The organism is Mucilaginibacter sp. (genome assembly GCF_028288205.1).
Classification (GTDB): domain Bacteria; phylum Bacteroidota; class Bacteroidia; order Sphingobacteriales; family Sphingobacteriaceae; genus Mucilaginibacter.
The window spans coordinates 177,307-197,226 of sequence record NZ_JAQBOD010000039.1; the positions used below are offsets into that span (position 1 = coordinate 177,307).

General features: G+C 39.5%; 12 protein-coding genes. 2 read left to right on the forward strand and 10 right to left on the reverse strand.

All coding sequences use genetic code 11. The features are described 5' to 3' along the window. Positions 1–7 precede the first annotated feature (7 nt). From JWR23_RS08825 to JWR23_RS08860, 9 genes are all read right to left on the reverse strand, one after another. Complete coding sequence (locus JWR23_RS08825; protein WP_299515394.1) at positions 8–808, reverse strand: mechanosensitive ion channel domain-containing protein; 801 nt, start codon at positions 806–808, stop codon at positions 8–10. Between the two features lie 357 nt (positions 809–1,165). Further along, a complete protein-coding gene (gene groL, locus JWR23_RS08830) occupies positions 1,166–2,800 on the reverse strand; it encodes a chaperonin GroEL (protein WP_299515396.1) in 1,635 nt (544 codons plus the stop codon). A 93-nt stretch (positions 2,801–2,893) separates the two neighbouring features. Beyond that, a complete protein-coding gene (gene groES, locus JWR23_RS08835; RefSeq protein WP_299515397.1) occupies positions 2,894–3,187 on the reverse strand; it encodes a co-chaperone GroES in 294 nt (97 codons plus the stop codon). A 233-nt stretch (positions 3,188–3,420) separates the two neighbouring features. Then, on the reverse strand, positions 3,421–3,777 hold the full coding sequence (gene secG / locus JWR23_RS08840; RefSeq protein ID WP_299515398.1) for a preprotein translocase subunit SecG: 357 nt from the start codon (positions 3,775–3,777) through the stop codon (positions 3,421–3,423). Positions 3,778–3,786: 9 nt separating this feature from the next. Further along, entirely contained in the window at positions 3,787–5,259 is a 1,473-nt protein-coding gene (locus JWR23_RS08845) for a hypothetical protein (protein ID WP_299515400.1), read from the reverse strand. Positions 5,260–5,280: 21 nt separating this feature from the next. Then, positions 5,281–5,793 carry an LPS assembly lipoprotein LptE gene (gene lptE, locus JWR23_RS08850; RefSeq protein ID WP_299515401.1) on the reverse strand — a complete coding sequence of 171 codons (513 nt, stop codon included), beginning with the start codon at positions 5,791–5,793 and terminating at the stop codon, positions 5,281–5,283. Positions 5,794–5,798: 5 nt separating this feature from the next. Further along, positions 5,799–7,025, reverse strand: coding sequence for a sigma-54-dependent Fis family transcriptional regulator (locus tag JWR23_RS08855; RefSeq protein ID WP_299515403.1), 1,227 nt, complete (start codon positions 7,023–7,025; stop codon positions 5,799–5,801). A 31-nt stretch (positions 7,026–7,056) separates the two neighbouring features. After that, on the reverse strand, positions 7,057–7,278 hold the full coding sequence (locus JWR23_RS17755; RefSeq protein WP_367277531.1) for a four helix bundle protein: 222 nt from the start codon (positions 7,276–7,278) through the stop codon (positions 7,057–7,059). A gap of 65 nt (positions 7,279–7,343) precedes the next feature. Further along, positions 7,344–8,843 (reverse strand): MiaB/RimO family radical SAM methylthiotransferase, encoded by a 1,500-nt coding sequence (locus JWR23_RS08860; RefSeq protein ID WP_299515405.1) that lies wholly within the window; start codon positions 8,841–8,843, stop codon positions 7,344–7,346. Between the two features lie 114 nt (positions 8,844–8,957). On the opposite strand from JWR23_RS08860, the gene JWR23_RS08865 reads away from it, so the two are divergent. Beyond that, the gene (locus JWR23_RS08865) at positions 8,958–10,823 is read left to right on the forward strand and encodes a hypothetical protein (protein ID WP_299515407.1); all 1,866 of its coding nucleotides are present in this window, start codon (positions 8,958–8,960) and stop codon (positions 10,821–10,823) included. 3 nt (positions 10,824–10,826) lie between these two features. After that, positions 10,827–12,665 (forward strand): hypothetical protein, encoded by a 1,839-nt coding sequence (locus JWR23_RS08870; RefSeq protein WP_299515409.1) that lies wholly within the window; start codon positions 10,827–10,829, stop codon positions 12,663–12,665. A gap of 185 nt (positions 12,666–12,850) precedes the next feature. Here JWR23_RS08870 and sprA read toward each other — a convergent pair whose 3' ends face one another. Continuing rightward, on the reverse strand, positions 12,851–19,912 hold the full coding sequence (sprA, locus tag JWR23_RS08875; RefSeq protein WP_299515411.1) for a cell surface protein SprA: 7,062 nt from the start codon (positions 19,910–19,912) through the stop codon (positions 12,851–12,853). Between the last annotated feature and the right edge of the window lie 8 nt (positions 19,913–19,920).

Consider the following 19,920-nt stretch of genomic DNA (forward strand, 5'->3'; position numbering starts at 1 on the left):
GGCAAATTTAGGTCCCAAGTAATTTAACACCTGCGGCTTTTAGGTCTTTAATTATTTTTTCCTGCAGCGCTATTTTAACATTTAAAAAGTCGGCAGGGCTTACCCAAACATTTACCGTGAAACGTATACAATCTACCTCAAATGCTATTATGCCTACCCGTATCGCGAGGTCAGTCAACACATTGGGTACAGACGCTATAGCCGTGGTCATTATTTGTTTTACCTGATCCACATCTATACTGTAACCAAGCTTCACCTCAAAATCAAGCCGCCTTTTGCCTTCGCGAGTAACGTTAACTATTACCTCGTTAAATAATTTACCATTGGGAATAATGATGGTTTTATTATCGGGGGTGCGTAATACGGTATAAAATATTTGTATGGATACTACTATACCATCCTGTCCCTGGGCTATAATATTATCGTCAAGTTCAAAAGGCTTTAATAAAAGTATAAGCACACCACCGGCAAAGTTTTGGAACGTGCCCGATAGCGCCAAACCAACGGCTACCGAAAAACCGCCTAACACAGCGCTGAATGCGGTAACATTAATATCATTTATAGCGGCTACGCCAATAATAAGGAATATGTATAAAGCGGTTAAAGTAAGACTGAGAAAAAATGGTTGTAACGAGGAATGGACTTTTCTTTTACTCATGCGGCCACGTAACCGTGTGCCGATAAATTTTATTACTCTTAACCCAATTAATAGTACTATTATTGATATTACCAGAGTTAACCCATGTAATAAAAGCCAGGAATAGGCTGTGTTGTAAAACGCGTGTAAATTAGAATCTTGTAACTTCATAATTAAGTTACGAAGTTAATAATTTTTTATCTTCCGTATATAGATACAAAAAGTGTAGGGCCTTTGTAAAATACCCACTCAATTATTGTTGTGCGGATGTGAATTGTGGTTTCTGTTAGATGTTTCATATATAATTGTATTCAATTGTTGTGCCTGATATTAATTTAACTGACTTTGAGTACAAATTTAAGTTTAATTGTAGCTGCAATATTACTTAATCAATCATTTGATTAACAAATGACCATCCGTTTACTTTTTAATGACTTTGGATAGTGTATGAAACACAAAACCCCTGTATGCTTTTGCATACAGGGGTTTTTGTAAATATTTAAACTCGCCCTTTAGGGGGCCGGGGGCTTACATCATTCCACCCATGCCGCCGCCGCCCATTGGCGGGCCACCGGCAGATGCTTCTTCAGGATCATCAGCCAACACGCATTCTGTTGTTAACAACATGGATGCAATTGATGCTGCATTCTCTAAAGCTACACGGCTTACTTTAGTTGGATCAATAACACCTGCGCCAATTAAGTTTTCAAACTTATCTGTACGGGCATTGTAACCAAAATCGCCTTTACCTTCTTTTACTTTTTGTACGATGATTGAACCTTCAATACCTGCGTTTTCGCAAATTTGACGTAATGGCTCTTCAATAGCACGACGGATGATCTGGATACCAGTATTTTCATCTTCGTTTTCACCTTTCAGATCGGCTAAAGCACCAACCGCGCGGATGAAGGCTACACCACCACCTGCAACTATACCTTCTTCAACAGCCGCACGGGTTGCATGTAAAGCATCGTCAACACGATCTTTCTTTTCTTTCATTTCAATTTCAGAAGCTGCACCAATATATAATACCGCTACACCACCTGATAATTTAGCTAAACGCTCTTGCAGTTTTTCTTTATCATAATCAGATGTAGTTGCTTCCATTTGAGTTTTGATCTCATTAACACGGCCCTGTATGGCAGCTTTTTCGCCATTACCGTTAATGATAGTAGTATTGTCTTTATCAATAGTGATCTTTTCGGCAATACCTAAGTGAGAAAGCTCTGCGTTCTCTAATTTATAGCCTCTTTCTTCGGATATTACAGTACCACCTGTTAAGATAGCAATGTCTTCTAAAATAGCTTTACGGCGATCGCCAAAGCCTGGTGCCTTAACAGCAGCAACTTTTAGTGAACCGCGAATTTTATTTACTACTAAAGTTGATAACGCTTCGCCATCCAGATCCTCAGCAATAATTAATAATGGTTTGCCTGTTTGTACTTGTTTTTCCAATATCGGCAACAATTCTTTCATTGAAGATATCTTCTTGTCATAGATCAGGATGTATGGATTCTCCAACTCTGCTTCCATTTTATCAGTATTGGTAACAAAATAGGCAGAAAGGTAACCACGGTCAAACTGCATACCTTCAACAGTTTTAACTTCTGTTTCTGTACCTTTTGCTTCTTCAACAGTGATAACGCCACCTGTACCAACTTTTTGCATCGCATCAGCAATCATTTCGCCAATTACATCATCATTGTTAGCTGATATAGAAGCTACTTGTTTAATCTTGCTGAAATCATCGCCAACATCTTGTTTTTGAGCTTTTAAGCTCTCTACAACAACTTTAACCGCTTTATCAATACCACGTTTCAAATCCATTGGGTTTGCACCGGCAGCCACGTTTTTAATACCTGCAGTAACAATAGCTTGTGCCAAAACAGTTGCAGTGGTAGTACCGTCACCTGCTATATCAGCAGTTTTTGATGCAACTTCTTTCAGCATTTGGGCACCCATGTTTTCAATAGGATCTTTTAATTCTATTTCTTTTGCTACGGTAACACCATCTTTAGTTATAACAGGCGAACCGAATTTTTTATCAATAATTACGTGGCGACCTTTTGGACCTAACGTTACTTTAACCGCGTTGGCTAAAGTATCAACGCCTCTTTTAAGGGCGTCTCTTGCTTCAACATTGTATTTAACTTGCTTTGCCATTTGTTTAATTTTAGAATTAATGATTTGTTGAATTATCGATTGTTATTGATTGGGATGTAAATTCAATAATTCACTCCCTCAATAATTCAATAATTATAATACTATATAAATATCAGACTCTCTCATGATAAGGTAATCCTTACCTTCAATTGTAACTTCTTGACCAGCAAATTTTCCATACAGAACTTTATCGCCGGCTTTTACTGATAAGGGAATTAAGTTACCTGTTTGCTCAGCAAATCTGCCCGGACCAACAGCTACAACTTTTCCGTGTTGTGGTTTTTCCTGCGCAGTTTCAGGTATATAAATACCTGAAGCGGTTTTTGTTTCGGCCGGAGCAGCTTCAACTACTACCCTGTCTCCGATAGGTTTAATGTTTAATGACATACTATATTATTTTTTGGGTTATAAAAGTTATCTGTTATTGCACTTACACATCAATTATGCCAAGCAAACAAAATTTACCAATTGACATGTATTTACTGTTGTATTGTCAGATTTATGTAACAGCTGAATTATTAGCTTAATATTAAATACATTTACCAATGCCATGATGACAGTAGCATTTCATAAAAAAAGCCCCCGTGTATCGGGAGCTTTTCCATTTATATTTTTATAAATTATTTTTTTGCCGGAGCCGGAGCCTGTCCTGGCGTAGTAGCCGGAGCAGTTGGGAATGCAGCAGGCGCGTTAGCCGGTGCTTTTAATGATTTTTGAATTTGCTCGTTATATTGTGAATCGGCTTTTGTTACGCCACCCTTGGTTGCAATGTTAATTGCCAAAGCTAAAACCATTAAGATTATTGCCAATACCCAGGTGCCTTTTTCTAAAAAATCGCCGGTTTTTTGTACGCCCATTAACTGTGATGAGCTTGAAAAATTTGATGATAAACCACCACCTTTAGGGTTTTGTATTAATACAATAAGGCCCAAAAGCGTGCACACTATAACCACTAAGATCACTAATACTAAATACATTTCTTTATATTAATTTATTTTACTTTCTAACTGTTCAATTTGACTTGCAAAGTAAAGGCTTTTTTCCGGGAATTTCAACATCAATTTTTTATACGTTAATATAGCTTTATGATAAAGCATTTGCTCGGTATAAATACGGGCCAGCGTTTCGGTTACCAGCTCATCTTTATCTTCAGAGCTTTTCTTCGCTTTATTTTCATTATCCAGCTTAATACCGCTTGGATGTTTAATTTGCGGCTCCTCTTGTATAAAGCGCTCTATTATCTTGTCTTCTTTACGCCCGGGGTTTGCTATTGTTTTCGAAGGCGCCTGATCCAGTTCATTCATTGAGCTTATGCTTACAATATTTTCGTAATACTGTTGCTGCAATTCGTCAACTACTCCCCTCTTTTTAGGGGCGGCAGGTGTTGTATTACTGGTGTAAGGCTGGTATATGCCGGCATGGTCTTTACGGGTTTTATCCAACCACCACATAAAGGTATAAGGCATCTTTTCGTCATTGTACCTTGATATGTCACTATTTGTCCCTCCCTGCCGGGTGGTCTCAGCTAATACGGTTTGGTTATAGTCAACCTCTTTAGTATTGATCTTTTCGGTTAAAGCAGGTTCAAAAACAAAAAAGCTATTTTTCGGTGTTTCTTCGGTTACAGGTTCGTTTTTTGCTCTTTCACCGGCTTCCTTGTTCAGAATGGCTAACTGCTCAAGGCCTATATCTTCAATACTTACTATCTCATCGTAAATTTCATCATCAATATCCTGATGAAAATATTCAACATTATCATTAAAGCTATAAACAGGTTCTGTTGATTCAATATTATTTTTAGCCTGGTAGTCGTTATATTCTTTAGCAAGCGAGTTTTCTTCTTCAACAGAAGCTTCTACTATTTTCTCTCCGGCAGATAATTCGGTCGTTAATGGCGCCGGGGCATCATTAACAATTTCCGGTTGGTTAGCAACTGCATTTTCCTGTTCAGGGTAATTCTCCGTTACATTTTCCCGGTATGCGTTATTTATAGTTTCATATTCAGCAAACGTATTATATTGTTCATCATGCGGCGTAAAGGCCGGAGTAGGTTTCCACTCGGCAAAAGTATTATCGGCTGGCATGGCTTCCGCCCGGGCCTCCGGTGTAGTACGTTCTACGGCAACCGCTTCTTCCTCCCGGGCATATTCAGCAAAGGGCTCTGTCACCGGAACCGTAAAATAAACGTCACTTTGTACAATCTGTTCGTCTGTAACTACCGGCAAACTATTAGGCGCCGTAGCCAATTTATATAATATACCCGGATTAAAATAGGCCGCCGCATGCTTTAAATTCCGCTTCTCGCCGTTAGGCATAAGCAGGGCATGCAATATTCCGCTATGCGGATAATCATTAACTAACGATTGTAAATTGAATATATGCGAATGATTATTATCGGCAGGATTTGCCAATAATTTCCATAAAAACTCGTATTCTATATTATCCACTTGTTGGTTCACGATGTTGAAACTATGAAATACTTACCAATTATTAAAGGCTTTGTTAAAAATATCATCAATTAACTGCTTCTCTATTGTTAATATCAGGGTTTGTTCTTGTGTAGCGATGTCGCCCGTATAATCTGCATACCGGGTAAAGTCTTGTTCAAAACTATACTTTTTTTCGGCATCATAAACAAACTTAACATGAACAGTTATTGATAAACGCTGAGCGCCGGCAATTGGCGCAACATTATTATTGGTTGCCTGCACAGAGATAGGCTCAAAATGATAACCGGTTATAGCACCGCTCATATTCGCGTTACCTTCGCCTGCAACTATGCTCAGGCGTGTGGTTGAACGTACCCTCTCTTTTAAAGCCTCTGTAAAGGTTTGGCTTAAATTGCCTACAACCAGTTGGGCATTGTTTTCAAAGAAGCCAATATTTATATACTTCATCTCTATGGGAATGGCCGTGCTTTTTAGCGTGTAGCAGCCCGAAGAAATAAACGCCAAAGAACCTATAGTTAAAAAAATTCCCAATAACCTTTTCATCAACCTTATAAATTTAATTCCTTTATTTTCCTGTACAATGTTCTTTCTGATATTCCCAGTTCGTTTGCAGCCAGCTTACGTTTGCCTTTATGCTTTTTCAACGCCTTACGTATCAGGTCTGATTCTTTTTCTATCAGCGACAATGATTCTTCCACTTCTTCAGCCTCATGGGTTATATTATAACCATCATTGTTATTAACGGGTTGTTGTATGGTAAATTGCGAGTCGGGGTTGCCCGGCAGTTCAATATCGCGGTATAATTGGTTTATAGCTTGTGATTGATTTGCAAAATTTGGTGTAACACCTCCATGTTCTATAATTTCGGCAACTAATTTTTTAAGCTCAACCATATCGCGCTTCATATCAAATAATACTTTGTACAAAATATCGCGTTCAGAAAAATCTTCTTTGCCCTGGTTACCTATGCGCATTGGTAAGTTTTTACCATTTGCTTCCTGCGGAATGTAGGTTAATAAAGTTTGGGCGGTAATTACATGGTCGCGCTCTAATACAGCCAATTGCTCGGCCATGTTTTTTAGCTGGCGCACATTACCCGGCCACGAATAGTTTATTAATACCTGCTGCGCTTCTTCATCTAACTGTATGGGCGGCGTGCGGTATTTATCAGTAAAATCTGATGTAAACTTTCTAAAAAGCAGGTAAATATCTTCTTTCCTGTCGCGCAGGGGTGGTATACGCAATGGCACCGTATTTAAACGATAATAAAGATCTTCTCTGAATTTGCCATTTTTAACCGCGTCATATACATCAACATTGGTTGCTGCAATAACCCGCACATTGGTTTTCTCTACTTTTGATGAGCCTACCTTTATATACTGACCAGACTCAAGCACACGCAGCAAACGTGCTTGTGTGCCCAGGGGCATTTCGGCAATTTCATCTAAAAATATTGTGCCGCCGTTTACGGTTTCAAAATACCCTTTACGCTCGCCAACGGCACCTGTGTAGGCGCCTTTTTCGTGGCCGAATAATTCAGAATCAATAGTGCCCTCTGGTATGGCGCCGCAGTTAACCGCAATAAACGGCCCATGCTTGCGCGGGCTCATTTGGTGTATAATGTGCGAGAATACCTCTTTACCGCTACCGCTTTCTCCTGTAATTAAAACAGAAATATCAGTAGGCGATACCTGGTTGGCAATATTTATAGCCCGGTTCAATAATGGCGAATTACCTATTATGCCGTAGCGTTGTTTAATTTCTTGTATTTCCATGTTATTAGAATCAAGAGTTAAGAATCAAGATTCAAGATGTTGTTTTATCATTTATTATATAATCTCTAAACGAGAAAATCATTCTCTCCATTTCCGATGCAAGAGATAAACACTCGTTTAGTTTATTAGCATTACCATATTTTCTTCTTTCACATATTAACAACTGAGTTTCTAATTCAAATGTTGACGTTAAGGCTGTAGACAAAAACTCGGCAAAGTGAATATTAGTTCTTTTTCCATTGACCGTTGCCATATCTTTAAGTCCTTAAAATTATGCTTCATGCTAAAATCTTAATTCTTGGCTCTTGATTCTTGACTCTAACCTACTATTGTCCCCATCAACGTAGCCGTAGTACTGCGTTCTGCAAGTACATTCACATACATCCCCGGTTTATATCTTTCATCTACCGGGAAAACCATCATTGCATTTTGATCGGTCCGGCCGCAGTAGTCGTTTTTTGATTTTTTTGAAAAACCTTCTATCAGCACCTTTTGTACTTTACCAATTTGGGCCTGCAAGCGCACCAGCGAGTATTTTTGCTGTAACGCTACTATCTCTGTTAACCTCGCGGCTTTTACGGTTTCGGGTATATCATCAGCATAACGCTTGGCGGCTAATGTTCCCGGGCGCTCAGAGTACATGAACATATAGGCAAAATCATACTGTACATACTCCATCATGCTTACTGTTTCTTTATGCTCCTCGTCGGTTTCTGTACAAAAGCCGGTAATTACATCTGTTGATATGGCACACCCGGGTATAATACGGCGTATAGCGTCTATGCGGTTAATGTACCACTCGCGGTCATAAGTGCGGTTCATCAGTTCCAGCACACGGCTGTTACCAGATTGTACCGGAAGGTGTATATAGTTACAAATGTTATCGTATCTGGCGATGGTATATAAAACCTCGTCTGTAATGTCTTTTGGATGCGAGGTTGAAAAACGCACGCGCAGATCAGGGTTAATTTGTGCGACTAACTCCAATAAGTTTGCAAAGTTAACTGTCTCACCAGCCCCCTCTAAATCTCCCCCGGTTGGGGAGACTTGCCCCTCGCCCGAAGCCTTTTCAACGCCCTCTCTGCCGGGGAGGGTTGGATGCGGCTGCCACTTATACGAATCTACATTCTGGCCCAATAAAGTAACTTCGCGGTATCCTTTCTCAAACAAGTCTGTACATTCATTTACTATTGATATGGCATCACGGCTGCGCTCGCGCCCACGGGTAAAAGGTACCACGCAGAAAGAGCACATATTATCGCAACCACGCATAATAGATACAAAAGCGTTAATGCCATTGCTGTTTAAACGTACCGGGCTAATATCCGCGTAAGTTTCCTCGCGGGATAACAATACGTTAACAGCCTTTTGCCCGCTATCAACCTGGTCTATCAAATTAGGCAGATCGCGGTAAGCATCCGGACCAACCACTACATCAACCAGTTTTTCTTCTTCTAAAAATTTTGCTTTTAAACGCTCGGCCATACAGCCCAATACGCCAACCACCATTCCGGGGTTTTTAGATTTTGCAACCTTAAATTCTTTCAGGCGGTTACGAACCCGTGTTTCGGCATTTTCACGGATTGAGCAGGTATTGATAAAAATAACATCGGCATTGGTATAATCCGTTGTTGTTTCAAATCCTTTCTCTGATAAAATAGAAGCAACAATCTCACTGTCTGAAAAATTCATGGCACAGCCATAACTTTCAATATATAGCTTGCGCCCGTTATTTTTGCCGGCAACAGGTTCTAATAATAAAGCCTCGCCCTGCCTGCTCTCGTCATGTACTTTATCCGATATAACCAAATCCATCATTGTTATAAAAAATTGAACAGCAAAAATACACAAAATTTAAATATTAGATGACAGATTGGCAGAATTAACAAAATCAATATTTTGTTGTTATATTAACTCAGGATCAAAGAATTGATGACACAACACGAAACTGCTACAAAAAAAACTATCCGCACGTGGCCTATTGTTGTATTAATAATAATTTTGTTATTATCATCGGTAGTATGGTATTTTTACAGGCATTATTTGGCTGATAACCGCTGGAAACCCCTGTTACAGGCGCAGTTAAAAGAACTGGTACTCAGAGCGAGCGATAGCTTGTACCATATTGAGTATTCTGATTTCGACCTGAATATTACCTCGGGCAATGCTACACTTTCTGATTTTAAACTGGTGCCTGATACACTTGTTTATCAAAAACTGGTGGCCGCTAAAAAAGCGCCCGATAATCTTTTTATTCTCAGCGTAAAAAAATTAAGCATTAAAAACGTGGGCGCCCGCAAAGCTTACCAGGAAAAAATATTAAATATCAATAATATTTCTATTGATAACCCCAGTCTTACTATTATAAATAAGCGTTATGATTTTAACGATACCGTAAAAATTGGTAAGCCAAAAACGCCTTACCAGTTAGTTAAAAAAATATTCAAGCAGTTACGCATAGACTCTATTTCGCTGAAAGACATCAGCGTAAATTACATTAACCAAAGCAACCCTGTAACCAAACAAACCGCGCTAAAGCATTTGGATATTAATATATCTAATGTGATGATTGATTCCTTGTCGGCCCTGGATAGTACCCGCTTTTACTATACCAAAGGCGTTGAAGTTATACTGCATAATTATAAAATAGCTACGCCGGATAGCCTATACAATGCCGAGTTAAAGCAAATCTATTTTTCGACCGCTAAACGCGAGATCATACTGGATCAGGTAACCTTTTTGCCAAGATATAACCGTAACGAGTTTTATCGCCAGATGGGTACATCAGGCGATATATTTACATTAAAGTTTAAGAAGATAACTATTACCTATATTGACCTGCAACGTTTTCTGCGCGACCAGAAGCTATATGCGGGTATAATGAATGTCTCTAACGCTGATGTGCAGATATATAGCAATAATGCTTATAAAGGCAAAAAATCAATAAAAATTGGGCACGACCCGCACCAATCATTGCAACGGGTTGCGCTGGATATGAAGCTGAGCCGTTTAAATATCGCGCATACAGATATTATATATTCTGAAACGGATGCCATCACAGAACAAACCGGCGTAATTACTTTTAATAATACCAGCGGCGCTATTGTAAATGTTACCAATGATGCCCGCGCTAAAAAGAAAAATCCTTTTATGGTAGCCCGCATAAAAACTCATTTTATGAAAACGGCGCCATTACAGGTAAATTTTAAATTTAATCTGAATGCTAAAAACGGAGCATTTAACTATTCGGGTACGTTAGGTAAATTTGATGGCCGTATATTAAATAAGCTGGTAAAACCCTTAGCATTAGTACAGGTACAATCTGCCGATGTGGAACGGTTAGATTTTAATGTTGATGCTAATAATTACAATAGCAAAGGGCACTTAGAATTTTACTATAAAAACCTTAATGTACAATTGCTTAAAAAGGTAAACGGCCGTGCCGGGCTGCAAACGCAGGGCTTTATATCAAAAGTTGCGAACGCGCTTATTATTGAAAAAGATAACCCCAATAAAAAAGGCGTTTTTAGGCCAGGCCCAATTAATTTGAAACGCGAACCAACGGCATCGTTTTTTAGTTTTCTTTACAAAGGCTTGCTTGATGGGTTAAAACCCAGTGTTGGTTTTGACAAAAAAACAGAAAACAAGGTTAATAAAATAGTTGCTAAAGTAAGTACCGTGGTAGACAAGTTCAATAAATTTAAAGTCGGCCGTAAACAACGAAAAGTGGAACGACAGGCAAGGCGCCAGGCAAAAAAAGACTCGATAAACCGTATTAAACAAAAGCAGAGCTTATAAATTATGGCGTTTAAATTATTAAAGCAAAAGCGGCACAGAGTTACAATTATTGTTTTTGCATCACTTACTGTAGTGATTTTATTTTTAGCCTTCCTGGTTAATAGGTACTGGTCGCCAATTTTAGCTGATAAATTAAAAAGCGGCGTATTAAACAGCACTGGTGGTTTATATACGGTTGATTTTTCTGATGCTAAACTAAAGGTGCTGGAAGGAAAACTAATTTTTTACAATATCACTTTTAAGCCCGATACTGCCGTTTACAATAAACGCAACCAACAGCATACGGCACCCAATACTTTATTTGAATTTCATGCCAAACGGCTCATCCTCTCACACATCCACCCTTTAAGGCTTTATTTTAAGCATATATTAAATATTGGGCAAATGAGCCTAAATGCTCCGGAAATAAAGATCAGTTACCTGCTAAACCAAAATAAAGATACCGTTATAATAGATCACAAAACCATTTGGCAAAAGATCAAACCAAACCTTAAATCAATTCATATCGGCAATATATTTTTAAGCAATGTTAATTTTAAATATTATGATCATACTAACAGCAAGGTACTTTTAACCGAACTAAAGGAAATGAACCTGCATGGCAATGACCTGCTGATAGATTCGGCTACACAAACGGACAAATCGCGGTTATTCTATTTTAAGGATATTGTGGCCGATCTGAACAATTTTAAAGGCAAATCGGCCAGCGGATTATATACCTATACTATTAAAAAGCTTAAAATTTCAACACGGACCTCCCAATTAAATGCCCAGGGGTTAACGTGGGAACCTGTTAAAACGGGATTATTTTTTAACAGTACCCGTAAAGACAAATTTACCCTAAAGCTCGATTCGCTACAGTTAAATAATTTTGATTTTTTATCCTATCATAAATTCCGCACGTTAAGCAGCTCAAGCATGATATTAACCAAGGGCGATTTTGAAGTATTTAATAACCCTAATAAACCACAAACATTCAATAACAAAGTATCCAGTTTTCCAAATGTTGCTATTCATAATTTAAAAACCGAAGTAAAGATAGATACCGTTATTGTTAAACATATTAACGTTATCTACAGCGAACTCAATAAAAAATCGCAACAGGTTGGCACTATATCTTTTAATAACACCAGCGGCAAAATATTAAACTTTACCAATAACAAAGCTGCCCTGCAAAAAAACAATATCAGTAAAATACAGCTTACCAGCTATTTTATGGAGCATGGCAAGCTTGATGTAAGCTTTACCTTTAATTTAACTGATAAAGATGTATCTTATAGCTATAAAGGTACGCTGGGCCCAATGGGGCTGCAGGCAGTTAATCCAGCTACCATGCCGTTAGCTATGGTTAAAATTACATCAGGAACACTTAAAAGCTTTAATTTTGATATCAAAGGCGACAGCAAAGTATCTAAAGGAAGGGTCACTGTTTTATATAATGACCTTAAGGTTAATATTTTAAGAGCCGATACTGCTAATGCTGCACTTAAACAAAAAATCGTAGCAAGCCTGTTTACCAATATTTTTATATTAAAGCATAATAACCCGGATAAGGAGGGTGAAGTAGCCCGATCATTTAATGTGGTGTATAAGCGCCCTATAAACTCGCCTTTTTTTAAAACAGCATGGCAAACTTTACTTATAGGCATAAAACCGGCAGTTGGTTATGATACAAAAACCCAACAGATGGCCACGGCCCGCATGACACAGGGCGAGCGGAATAAGCAAAATAGAAAAATTAAAAAGGACCAGAGAATAAAGAAACGCACGGAACGAAAATTGAAAAGAGAAATAAAACGGCAACAAAAAGAAGCAGAGAAAAGTGTGGCGAGTACCAGGTAATGTTTAACTTGCTGCTTAACTTTCAATCGCTAAACACGTTAATTTAGTAGTTAGTTTATTTTAAATCATTTAATACAATGATTTTCAGTACATTACAACTTTTTGTATACCAGGGTATACCAAGGTGTATCAACGTGTACGTGGTACAGTACAGTAATAACATTTAACTGGTATATTGTAATTATTTATTGTAGTAACAACTTCAAATTAACCCCAAAATTAGTAAACGAGGTATTAAATGCCTGCGAGGTAAATGGTTTGGTGAGGTTGGAGTCGTAAAATAAACTCAAATTAAATCGCTGGCTGATGCTGTAATCAATAGATGGGCGGTAAGTAATATTTTGCGCTCCCGAGGATATCTGTGCCACCTTAACATCAGCCTGGTATATTAATGTTTTATTGTCGCGTAAAGCAAAGTCAAGCTTAAATTTTATATCGTTTTTAAGTATGAAATTACTAAACAATCCAAAAGGGAACCGGAAATCTTTAGTATTATAGCCAAAGCCAAATGTTATTACGTTTTCGTTTTGCTGGGTAAGCTGGCTGTTTAATAAGCTCAGGCTTAATGCACGGCTTTTCCTGTACTCTAAGCTGGTGGTCACGTTATTTTTAAAGCGGATATCAAGACCTACCAATGGCACAAACTGCTCAAAAATAGTTATCTGCGAAAACTGGTATAGCGGCAGGAAATCATTATTAACATCCCTTGCACTTGCAACGCCATTAGTTTCCTGGTATTGCAATAAGGTATTATACCCGTTTACTGTATAGGTAGACTGGTAGCCGTTACGCACATCAAATGAATCAAATAACTCCTCGAATACCGCCATGTGGCCAAAACCGCTATAGGTTAATTGCCAATTAGGTATAGGTATGTTAGGGAACTGGTTAAGGCTTGATCCCGAAGCATTTTTGCCCGTATAAGCTGCCAGGAAAGCCGGCACCAGCACATTCTGAGAGTTTGGCCCGTAACCATCTGCAAAACCGGTGGTTCCAACAAACGAGTTTGGATTGGTGCTGCCCAGCCTTCTGGAAATAGTGATCCGGTTATCTAAAAACTTTTGGAACGGTGCCGAGGTATTATCCACACCACTCTCTTTTGAAAATGCCGTAGCCAGCGAAAAATAAGAAATACTATAATCGCCTGATGTTATAGGCGACAGGTTTTGGAATGTACCGGTAGTGCTTAAAAATTTGAAATTGGTTTGATAAGTCTGATCCTGGGTTTTAAAAGCTGTTAACTGTATACGCAGATCATGTATAGGTTCAACACTTGCTTTTAAGTGCAAATCTGTACTAAATGTTTTTACATACAACTGGTTTTGCAGCGTATCTGATGATATCCATCCACGGCTGATCGCCTTGTTTCGTATATCGGCCTGGCTGCCTAATAAAAACCCTATACCGGGTGCATCATAATTCAGGTCCTCGCCAAATAAATTTGATTGCGGCAAATAACCGGGTAAAAACGTACCATCTGTACGCGTATAAGAACCGCTTATGTTTTTTATACTGGTTAACAATCCAACCAAAACCCGCGTAATTACGGGCGCTTTTTCATTACCGCCCTGCTTTAAAAATGCTATTTTATTGTATAGCATAGTTAAATTAAGAGCAGGATCTAATTGTATTTTACGCCCGTTTTGTATGCTGTTGCCTACGTTAAACGCCGGGTTACCAATTGCGAATTCAGGTGCGGCCTGCCAATTAAAGTTGGTGCTGTAATGCGCCGTTAGCGATGCCCAATCAAACCCCGGGATTTTATTTAATGGCACTATATAATTTACATTAAATGCATGGTTATAATTAGTGGTACGGCCAAGCTTGCGTATATTTTGCCATAACGTATCAATTTTTAAACCATCAAGCTTGCCATAAGGCTCATCAACTACCGATAAATTGGTAGCATCAATATCCATGGTTAATGATTTAGTCAGGTTCCAGCCCAAGCCGTATACCCGTCTTATATTAAAAGATTTGTTATAGGTTGTTGGTATAAACACCGGGTTGTTTGGATCATTATTTCGCAATATGTTTTCAGAATAAAAGCGGTCAAAATCAATACTAAAGTTTAAACGGGTGGGTGCCAGGCTAAAATTAATATCCTTTATCAACGTAAGCATATTGTTTTTGATGATCTTTTCAAACGGACTAATATACTTAGGCCTGTTAACATAATTATAAGCTAACGATACGTGATAGGTTTTCTCCAGGTCGCTCTGTGTGGTAAAATCATGGTGTATGTATTCTGTAAAGGCATACGTGGCATTAAAATTTTCAACATCATATACATGTACCGGTGCCGACGCATTTACCCTGTCTTTATGCATATTGGTAAAGTTTATGCTTTTGCGCATGGTATAATCTTCGGCAGCATTTTTTATTGAGTCGCGCTGTTGTGATGATGTTGCGCCGTTAAGCGTTTGTTTTAACAAAATATCAGGCTGCGCGGGGTCATATTGGGGTGTAGCTACCTGTTGCGAAACATTGATATAGGTAGGAATTTTCACACCGCTTTTAGCTGGTAAAAACTTACCGAGATCCATATTGGCAGATATATCATAAGCTTGATTATCGCTTAATGACCTGTCTTCCATTTTAGAATCAAGCGTACCAAAGCCTGCTGTACTTTTACTGCCCGATACGGTAATATCGGCAAAATCGGCCAGTTTAAAATTGGCTCGCGCCACAGCGGCCCAACCACCTTTGTTATCAAAATCGGTAAGCCGCAACTCATCAAACCATACAATTGCCGATTTTGCTAATCCGTCATCAACCCCTGCAGGTGCATTATTTCTGTACGGATTGCGCACCCCCAGCATTATCGTTCGTAACCGGCTCAGATCAGGGGTACCCATAATAGTGATCTTATTATTTCCGCTCAGGTAAGTAAACGGCATGTTTATGGGCCACGGCCTGCCCTGGTATTTGGCATTGTTGCGGGCCACCTTGGCATCCGTTAAAAGTGATAATTCAATATCCAGCGCATTTGATGCGGGCCATATAGCATCGGCATTAGTTGTATTAGGCTGGGTAACCGCTAATGGTATTTCGTACTCGTAATAGTTATCCTGGTAATCTGCACCTAAACGGATAAAGGCATTAACATCATTATCTTTCAACGAGGTTTGGTTCGCTTCGGCATGGATAAACATTTGTAGGTGCTTATACTTGCGCAGGTCATTATTAAAAGTTTTAAATGCTGCTCTTGAATAACCATCAGTAAGATTAGTTATGTTTAGTGATAATGACTGTTCATTTAACTGTGAATTGGTTTGCAGGTTATTATAATCGCGCTGGCGCGTTATGCCGGGAGGCACCATATATGGTATAGGTACCCTTTTACCATTTTCTTCAATATTTACAGTTTCTACATTAATAGCCGAGTTGTCCAGCGGCGGATTAATAATTGCAGGGTCGGCAATAACATTTAAAGGATTGTTTTCTGTATTATATGCCCGCCAATCGCCACGCACTAATTGTAAAGTAGCAAAACGCAATACAGCAGTATCGGCAAAATTGGTCATGAACATCCGCATAAAACGGATAGCTTTAAAATCCTGTATACCACCCACTGCCGATTGATATGCTGTAATAGGTACCCTAAACTGGTACCAGGTAACAGATTGCGTACTACCATCAGCCAGCTTAACTTGTGAGGTTACTTTATCATTTACAAAGTTTTGACCCACAACCAGGTCTTTTGGGCGCATGGATACCTTGTATTGAAAATACTGATCATCCTGGCTCATGTTGTTATCATGGTCAATATCTTCCCCATCGGGCAGGGATGTTGATGCCGATGTTTGCAAACCCAGCAACGCAAGCGATTGTTCGGCAGTTTTTGAGTTACTTTCATTACCATTATACTTGGCATAACGCTGTAAAATACTTGCTTTGGCGCCATCCTGATCTGCACCCAGGTAATACTGATAATCATCAGATGATGGGTCATTAACAAAAGCATTAGCGGCTTGTTGGGTAACCTTGGTTTTAACAGATTGAATTACCGGTGCAAATTTGGCTTGCTCATCGGCATCACTTAAACCATCCAAACCCACATCCTGCAGCTGGCGCGATGAAGGGTTGCTATCAAAAGCATTTACAACAGGCTGTCCTTTCGGCACACGGCCCCATGCGGTGGTATCAATTGTGCTCAGATCGCCGTTAACGGGCAAGCCATTCTCTAAACTTTTGCGCCCATCTTTCAGCACGTCTTCTGATATGCTGCCCAGGTTAAAATACACATCACCACCTAATGATGCCGGTTTATAAATAAACGGATCAAGCACCCAAAATTCAATATACTCCACATTTAATGCCTGGAAATCGTTGGTAGAAATACCCCGGTAAATACCACCCCAGCGCGATGCAGGGTTTTGTAATGAACCATCAGCATTAATGCCATTTGTAGTATAGTTATACGGACCACGAACTGTAGGATAAAAAGCCAGGTCGAGCGTTGATAAAGCCAATGGCTGCCCGGTTACAGATTGTTTATAAGGAAATACTTCTGTTTGCAACACCTGCCTTGCATAATGGTTTGATAGCTGTGCCCTCGTAACCGAGGTTGAACTGGTATTGGTATAAAATATAGGATCGATATTATAAAAAGCTAAACGGGCACGGTTAAAACCATAGCTAAGGTTATTAAACAAAGCAGCCTCAGGGAAAAGCTGCGGCGTACCCGAAATTTGCCAGGTGTTAGCACTCTTTACATCAATTATAGATTGACTGTTCTCAAAATCGTCCAGGTATGAAGTGCCATTTTTTGACCCCGCATAATTTAGTACACTGGGGCTACCCGGTAACAGCTGTGCAAACTCGCCGCTAAAGTTTACTGACGATGGTGCTTTGGTATGTATAAATGGTATTTTATCTACCATCCTTGTTAATAAACGCGAGTTTGATGAGTAATTACCATCAAGCCCCCATATGGTATTTGATATAGACTCCTGCCCTATCGCTTCATTTTGCGATATAGGCTGTTCTGTTAAGTGCATAATAGTGGCTCCCAAAGCCAGGTTAGGGTTCAGCTTATAGTCAAACCGCGAGCCGTATAATGATTTTTGCTGAACGCCAAAAAGTTCATTATTTTCTAAATTTACAGTAATGGGCTGGCCCGATGAGAGTATGGCTGTATTAATTACATTTAAACGGCCCACGCTGTAATCAATGGTATAATCTGTACCCTCAACTAATTTTGACGCGCCGGCAGATACAATTACAGAGCCCTGCGGAATGTTGGTTGCATTAAGCTGGTAAACACCACCGCCGCCTTGCGCGCTATAGGTCCCCTTAATAGCGTACCGGTTTAGCTGTGGAAAAAATTGCTGCGCGACAGTTTTGGTAGAATCATATAATTGCTGATAGGTATATCGTTTGATCAAATCCGTTTCGCCGGGATTGAATTGTTTGGACAAGTCATTCCCAAAAGGCTCTATCACCGGGAACATAATGCGCCCGTTTTGCGAATCAATAGTTATCCCCTCTAAAAAGTCGAAGTAACCGTCTGGTTGCTTTTCATTTTGCTGGTTTAGGTTATCCAGGCTGGTTAACTGCAGCCAGAGCTTGCTTTTGGTATTTTGCCCTTCCTCCATTATGGGCTTTTCAATGCCCGATTTATCGTCAAGCCGGGCTATGCTCAATTTAAAACCGGTAGGGCTAACCTGATATGCATTAAGCGAATAAATATTCTTCATCATTAGCTTCCAGGTAGGGAGGTTGGTTTTTAATAAAGTATTTTTAAGTAGTTTCAAATAAAGCACTTTAGGCGCGGTAGGATCCACGGGGATATCGCTCGAAAATTCACCAACCTGGTATTGCTTGCCATTATAAGAATATTGATAAGCCACCGCAAGCACCTCATCATTATTTAAAGGATAGTTAAGCGATATATAGCCCAATTGCGGATGCAGCGTATATTCTTTTGGGGTAAGCTTTTGGGCATAAGTTAGCTTGGCATAATTATCAGTACCGCCACGGGGGGCAAAATAGCTTATCAGCGAGTTTGACGGATCATTAGTTAAACGTGCGCCCGCGGGCAGGTTATTTAACAGCGAGTTTGACTGATCCGGAAAGCCCGGGCCCTTAAATCCTGCAGGCAGGCCAGAAAAACCCGCGCCGCCTTGTATTTGGGTTGTATTGTAAGGCGCGTTTTCACCCAGGTCCAAAAACCCAACCACGTCGCGCGAGTCGGTAGTTGAGTTTTTGCGGTTGGTTACCCAAACCTCAATTTTTGTAATGTTAATATTTGAGTTGATGATGGGGATATTAGCCAGCGCCTTATTATAGTTATTACGGAAGTATTGCGACAGGAAATAGTGTTTGTTGGCCTCATAATCAGAAGCCATTGCTGCAAAATTACCCTGCTGCCCCTGGTTGTTTATGGTAATGGTTTTTGATTGCGACCGTTGCTGCGATAAAATAGAGGTTACGTTTAGCTTACCAAACTTTAATTTGGTTTTTACACCAAACAGTTGCTGTGTACCGGTAATAAGCGATGTGTTTAACGGCATGCTTACGGTACCCGCCTGTATTTCCTGTATAATCTCGTCAGGATGGCCCAAATAATCAAGCTTTACCTGGTTATCAAACTGAAACTGGGCATCGGTATTATAGTTAGTGGCTATCTTTAATTTATCGCCAATATTACCAGTTACATTCAGTTGAATGTGCTGATCGAAGTTAAAGTTAAATTGCGTGCGTTGACTGGCATTAAACAACGGGTTTTCATTATGGTTTATTTGCCCGGTCATAACAGCCTCGGCCGAACCTTGCGGCCTTATATCAATAACAGAACTGCCAAATATCCTTTCAAAAGTTTGGCTATGCACGTTTATCTGCGGTATAAAACCGGGTTGTTGCTGTTGGTAGGCATAATTATCTGCCAGCTTTTTAAAATAATCGCGTTTTTGTTCGGTTTGTTTTAAGCGTATATATTCATCGAAAGTGAGGTATACCGGCGGGCGGTACAGCAAATTCCCTATACGTTCATAAAGCACATATTTATTGGTGATAGCGTCATACTCAATGGTACGCGTTACACCAAAAGGCACTGTATCAAAAATACCCTTTCGTGCTAATGCATTTTTTGATTCGGTATACTTAAAAGGGGCTTTAACTGTAAGCGAATCTTTTTTAGGTGCAGCTATTGGCTTTTGTTGAGCAAAAGTATTTTTAAATCCGCAAAATGCAGCTATAAAGAGTACGCCAATAAGAAATTTATGAGTAAAATTTCTCGCCACAGATACGG

Bases quoted from the DNA above. Each gene is read 5' to 3' on its own strand.
- JWR23_RS08865 (WP_299515407.1), top strand. From the start codon at position 8,958: ATGACACAACACGAAACTGCTACAAAAAAAACTATCCGCACGTGGCCT.
- JWR23_RS08825 (WP_299515394.1), bottom strand. From the start codon at position 808: ATGAAGTTACAAGATTCTAATTTACACGCGTTTTACAACACAGCCTAT.
- JWR23_RS17755 (WP_367277531.1), bottom strand. From the start codon at position 7,278: ATGGCAACGGTCAATGGAAAAAGAACTAATATTCACTTTGCCGAGTTT.
- secG (WP_299515398.1), bottom strand. From the start codon at position 3,777: ATGTATTTAGTATTAGTGATCTTAGTGGTTATAGTGTGCACGCTTTTG.
- JWR23_RS08870 (WP_299515409.1), top strand. From the start codon at position 10,827: ATGGCGTTTAAATTATTAAAGCAAAAGCGGCACAGAGTTACAATTATT.
- groES (WP_299515397.1), bottom strand. From the start codon at position 3,187: ATGTCATTAAACATTAAACCTATCGGAGACAGGGTAGTAGTTGAAGCT.
- JWR23_RS08855 (WP_299515403.1), bottom strand. From the start codon at position 7,025: ATGGAAATACAAGAAATTAAACAACGCTACGGCATAATAGGTAATTCG.
- lptE (WP_299515401.1), bottom strand. From the start codon at position 5,793: ATGAAAAGGTTATTGGGAATTTTTTTAACTATAGGTTCTTTGGCGTTT.
- groL (WP_299515396.1), bottom strand. From the start codon at position 2,800: ATGGCAAAGCAAGTTAAATACAATGTTGAAGCAAGAGACGCCCTTAAA.
- JWR23_RS08860 (WP_299515405.1), bottom strand. From the start codon at position 8,843: ATGATGGATTTGGTTATATCGGATAAAGTACATGACGAGAGCAGGCAG.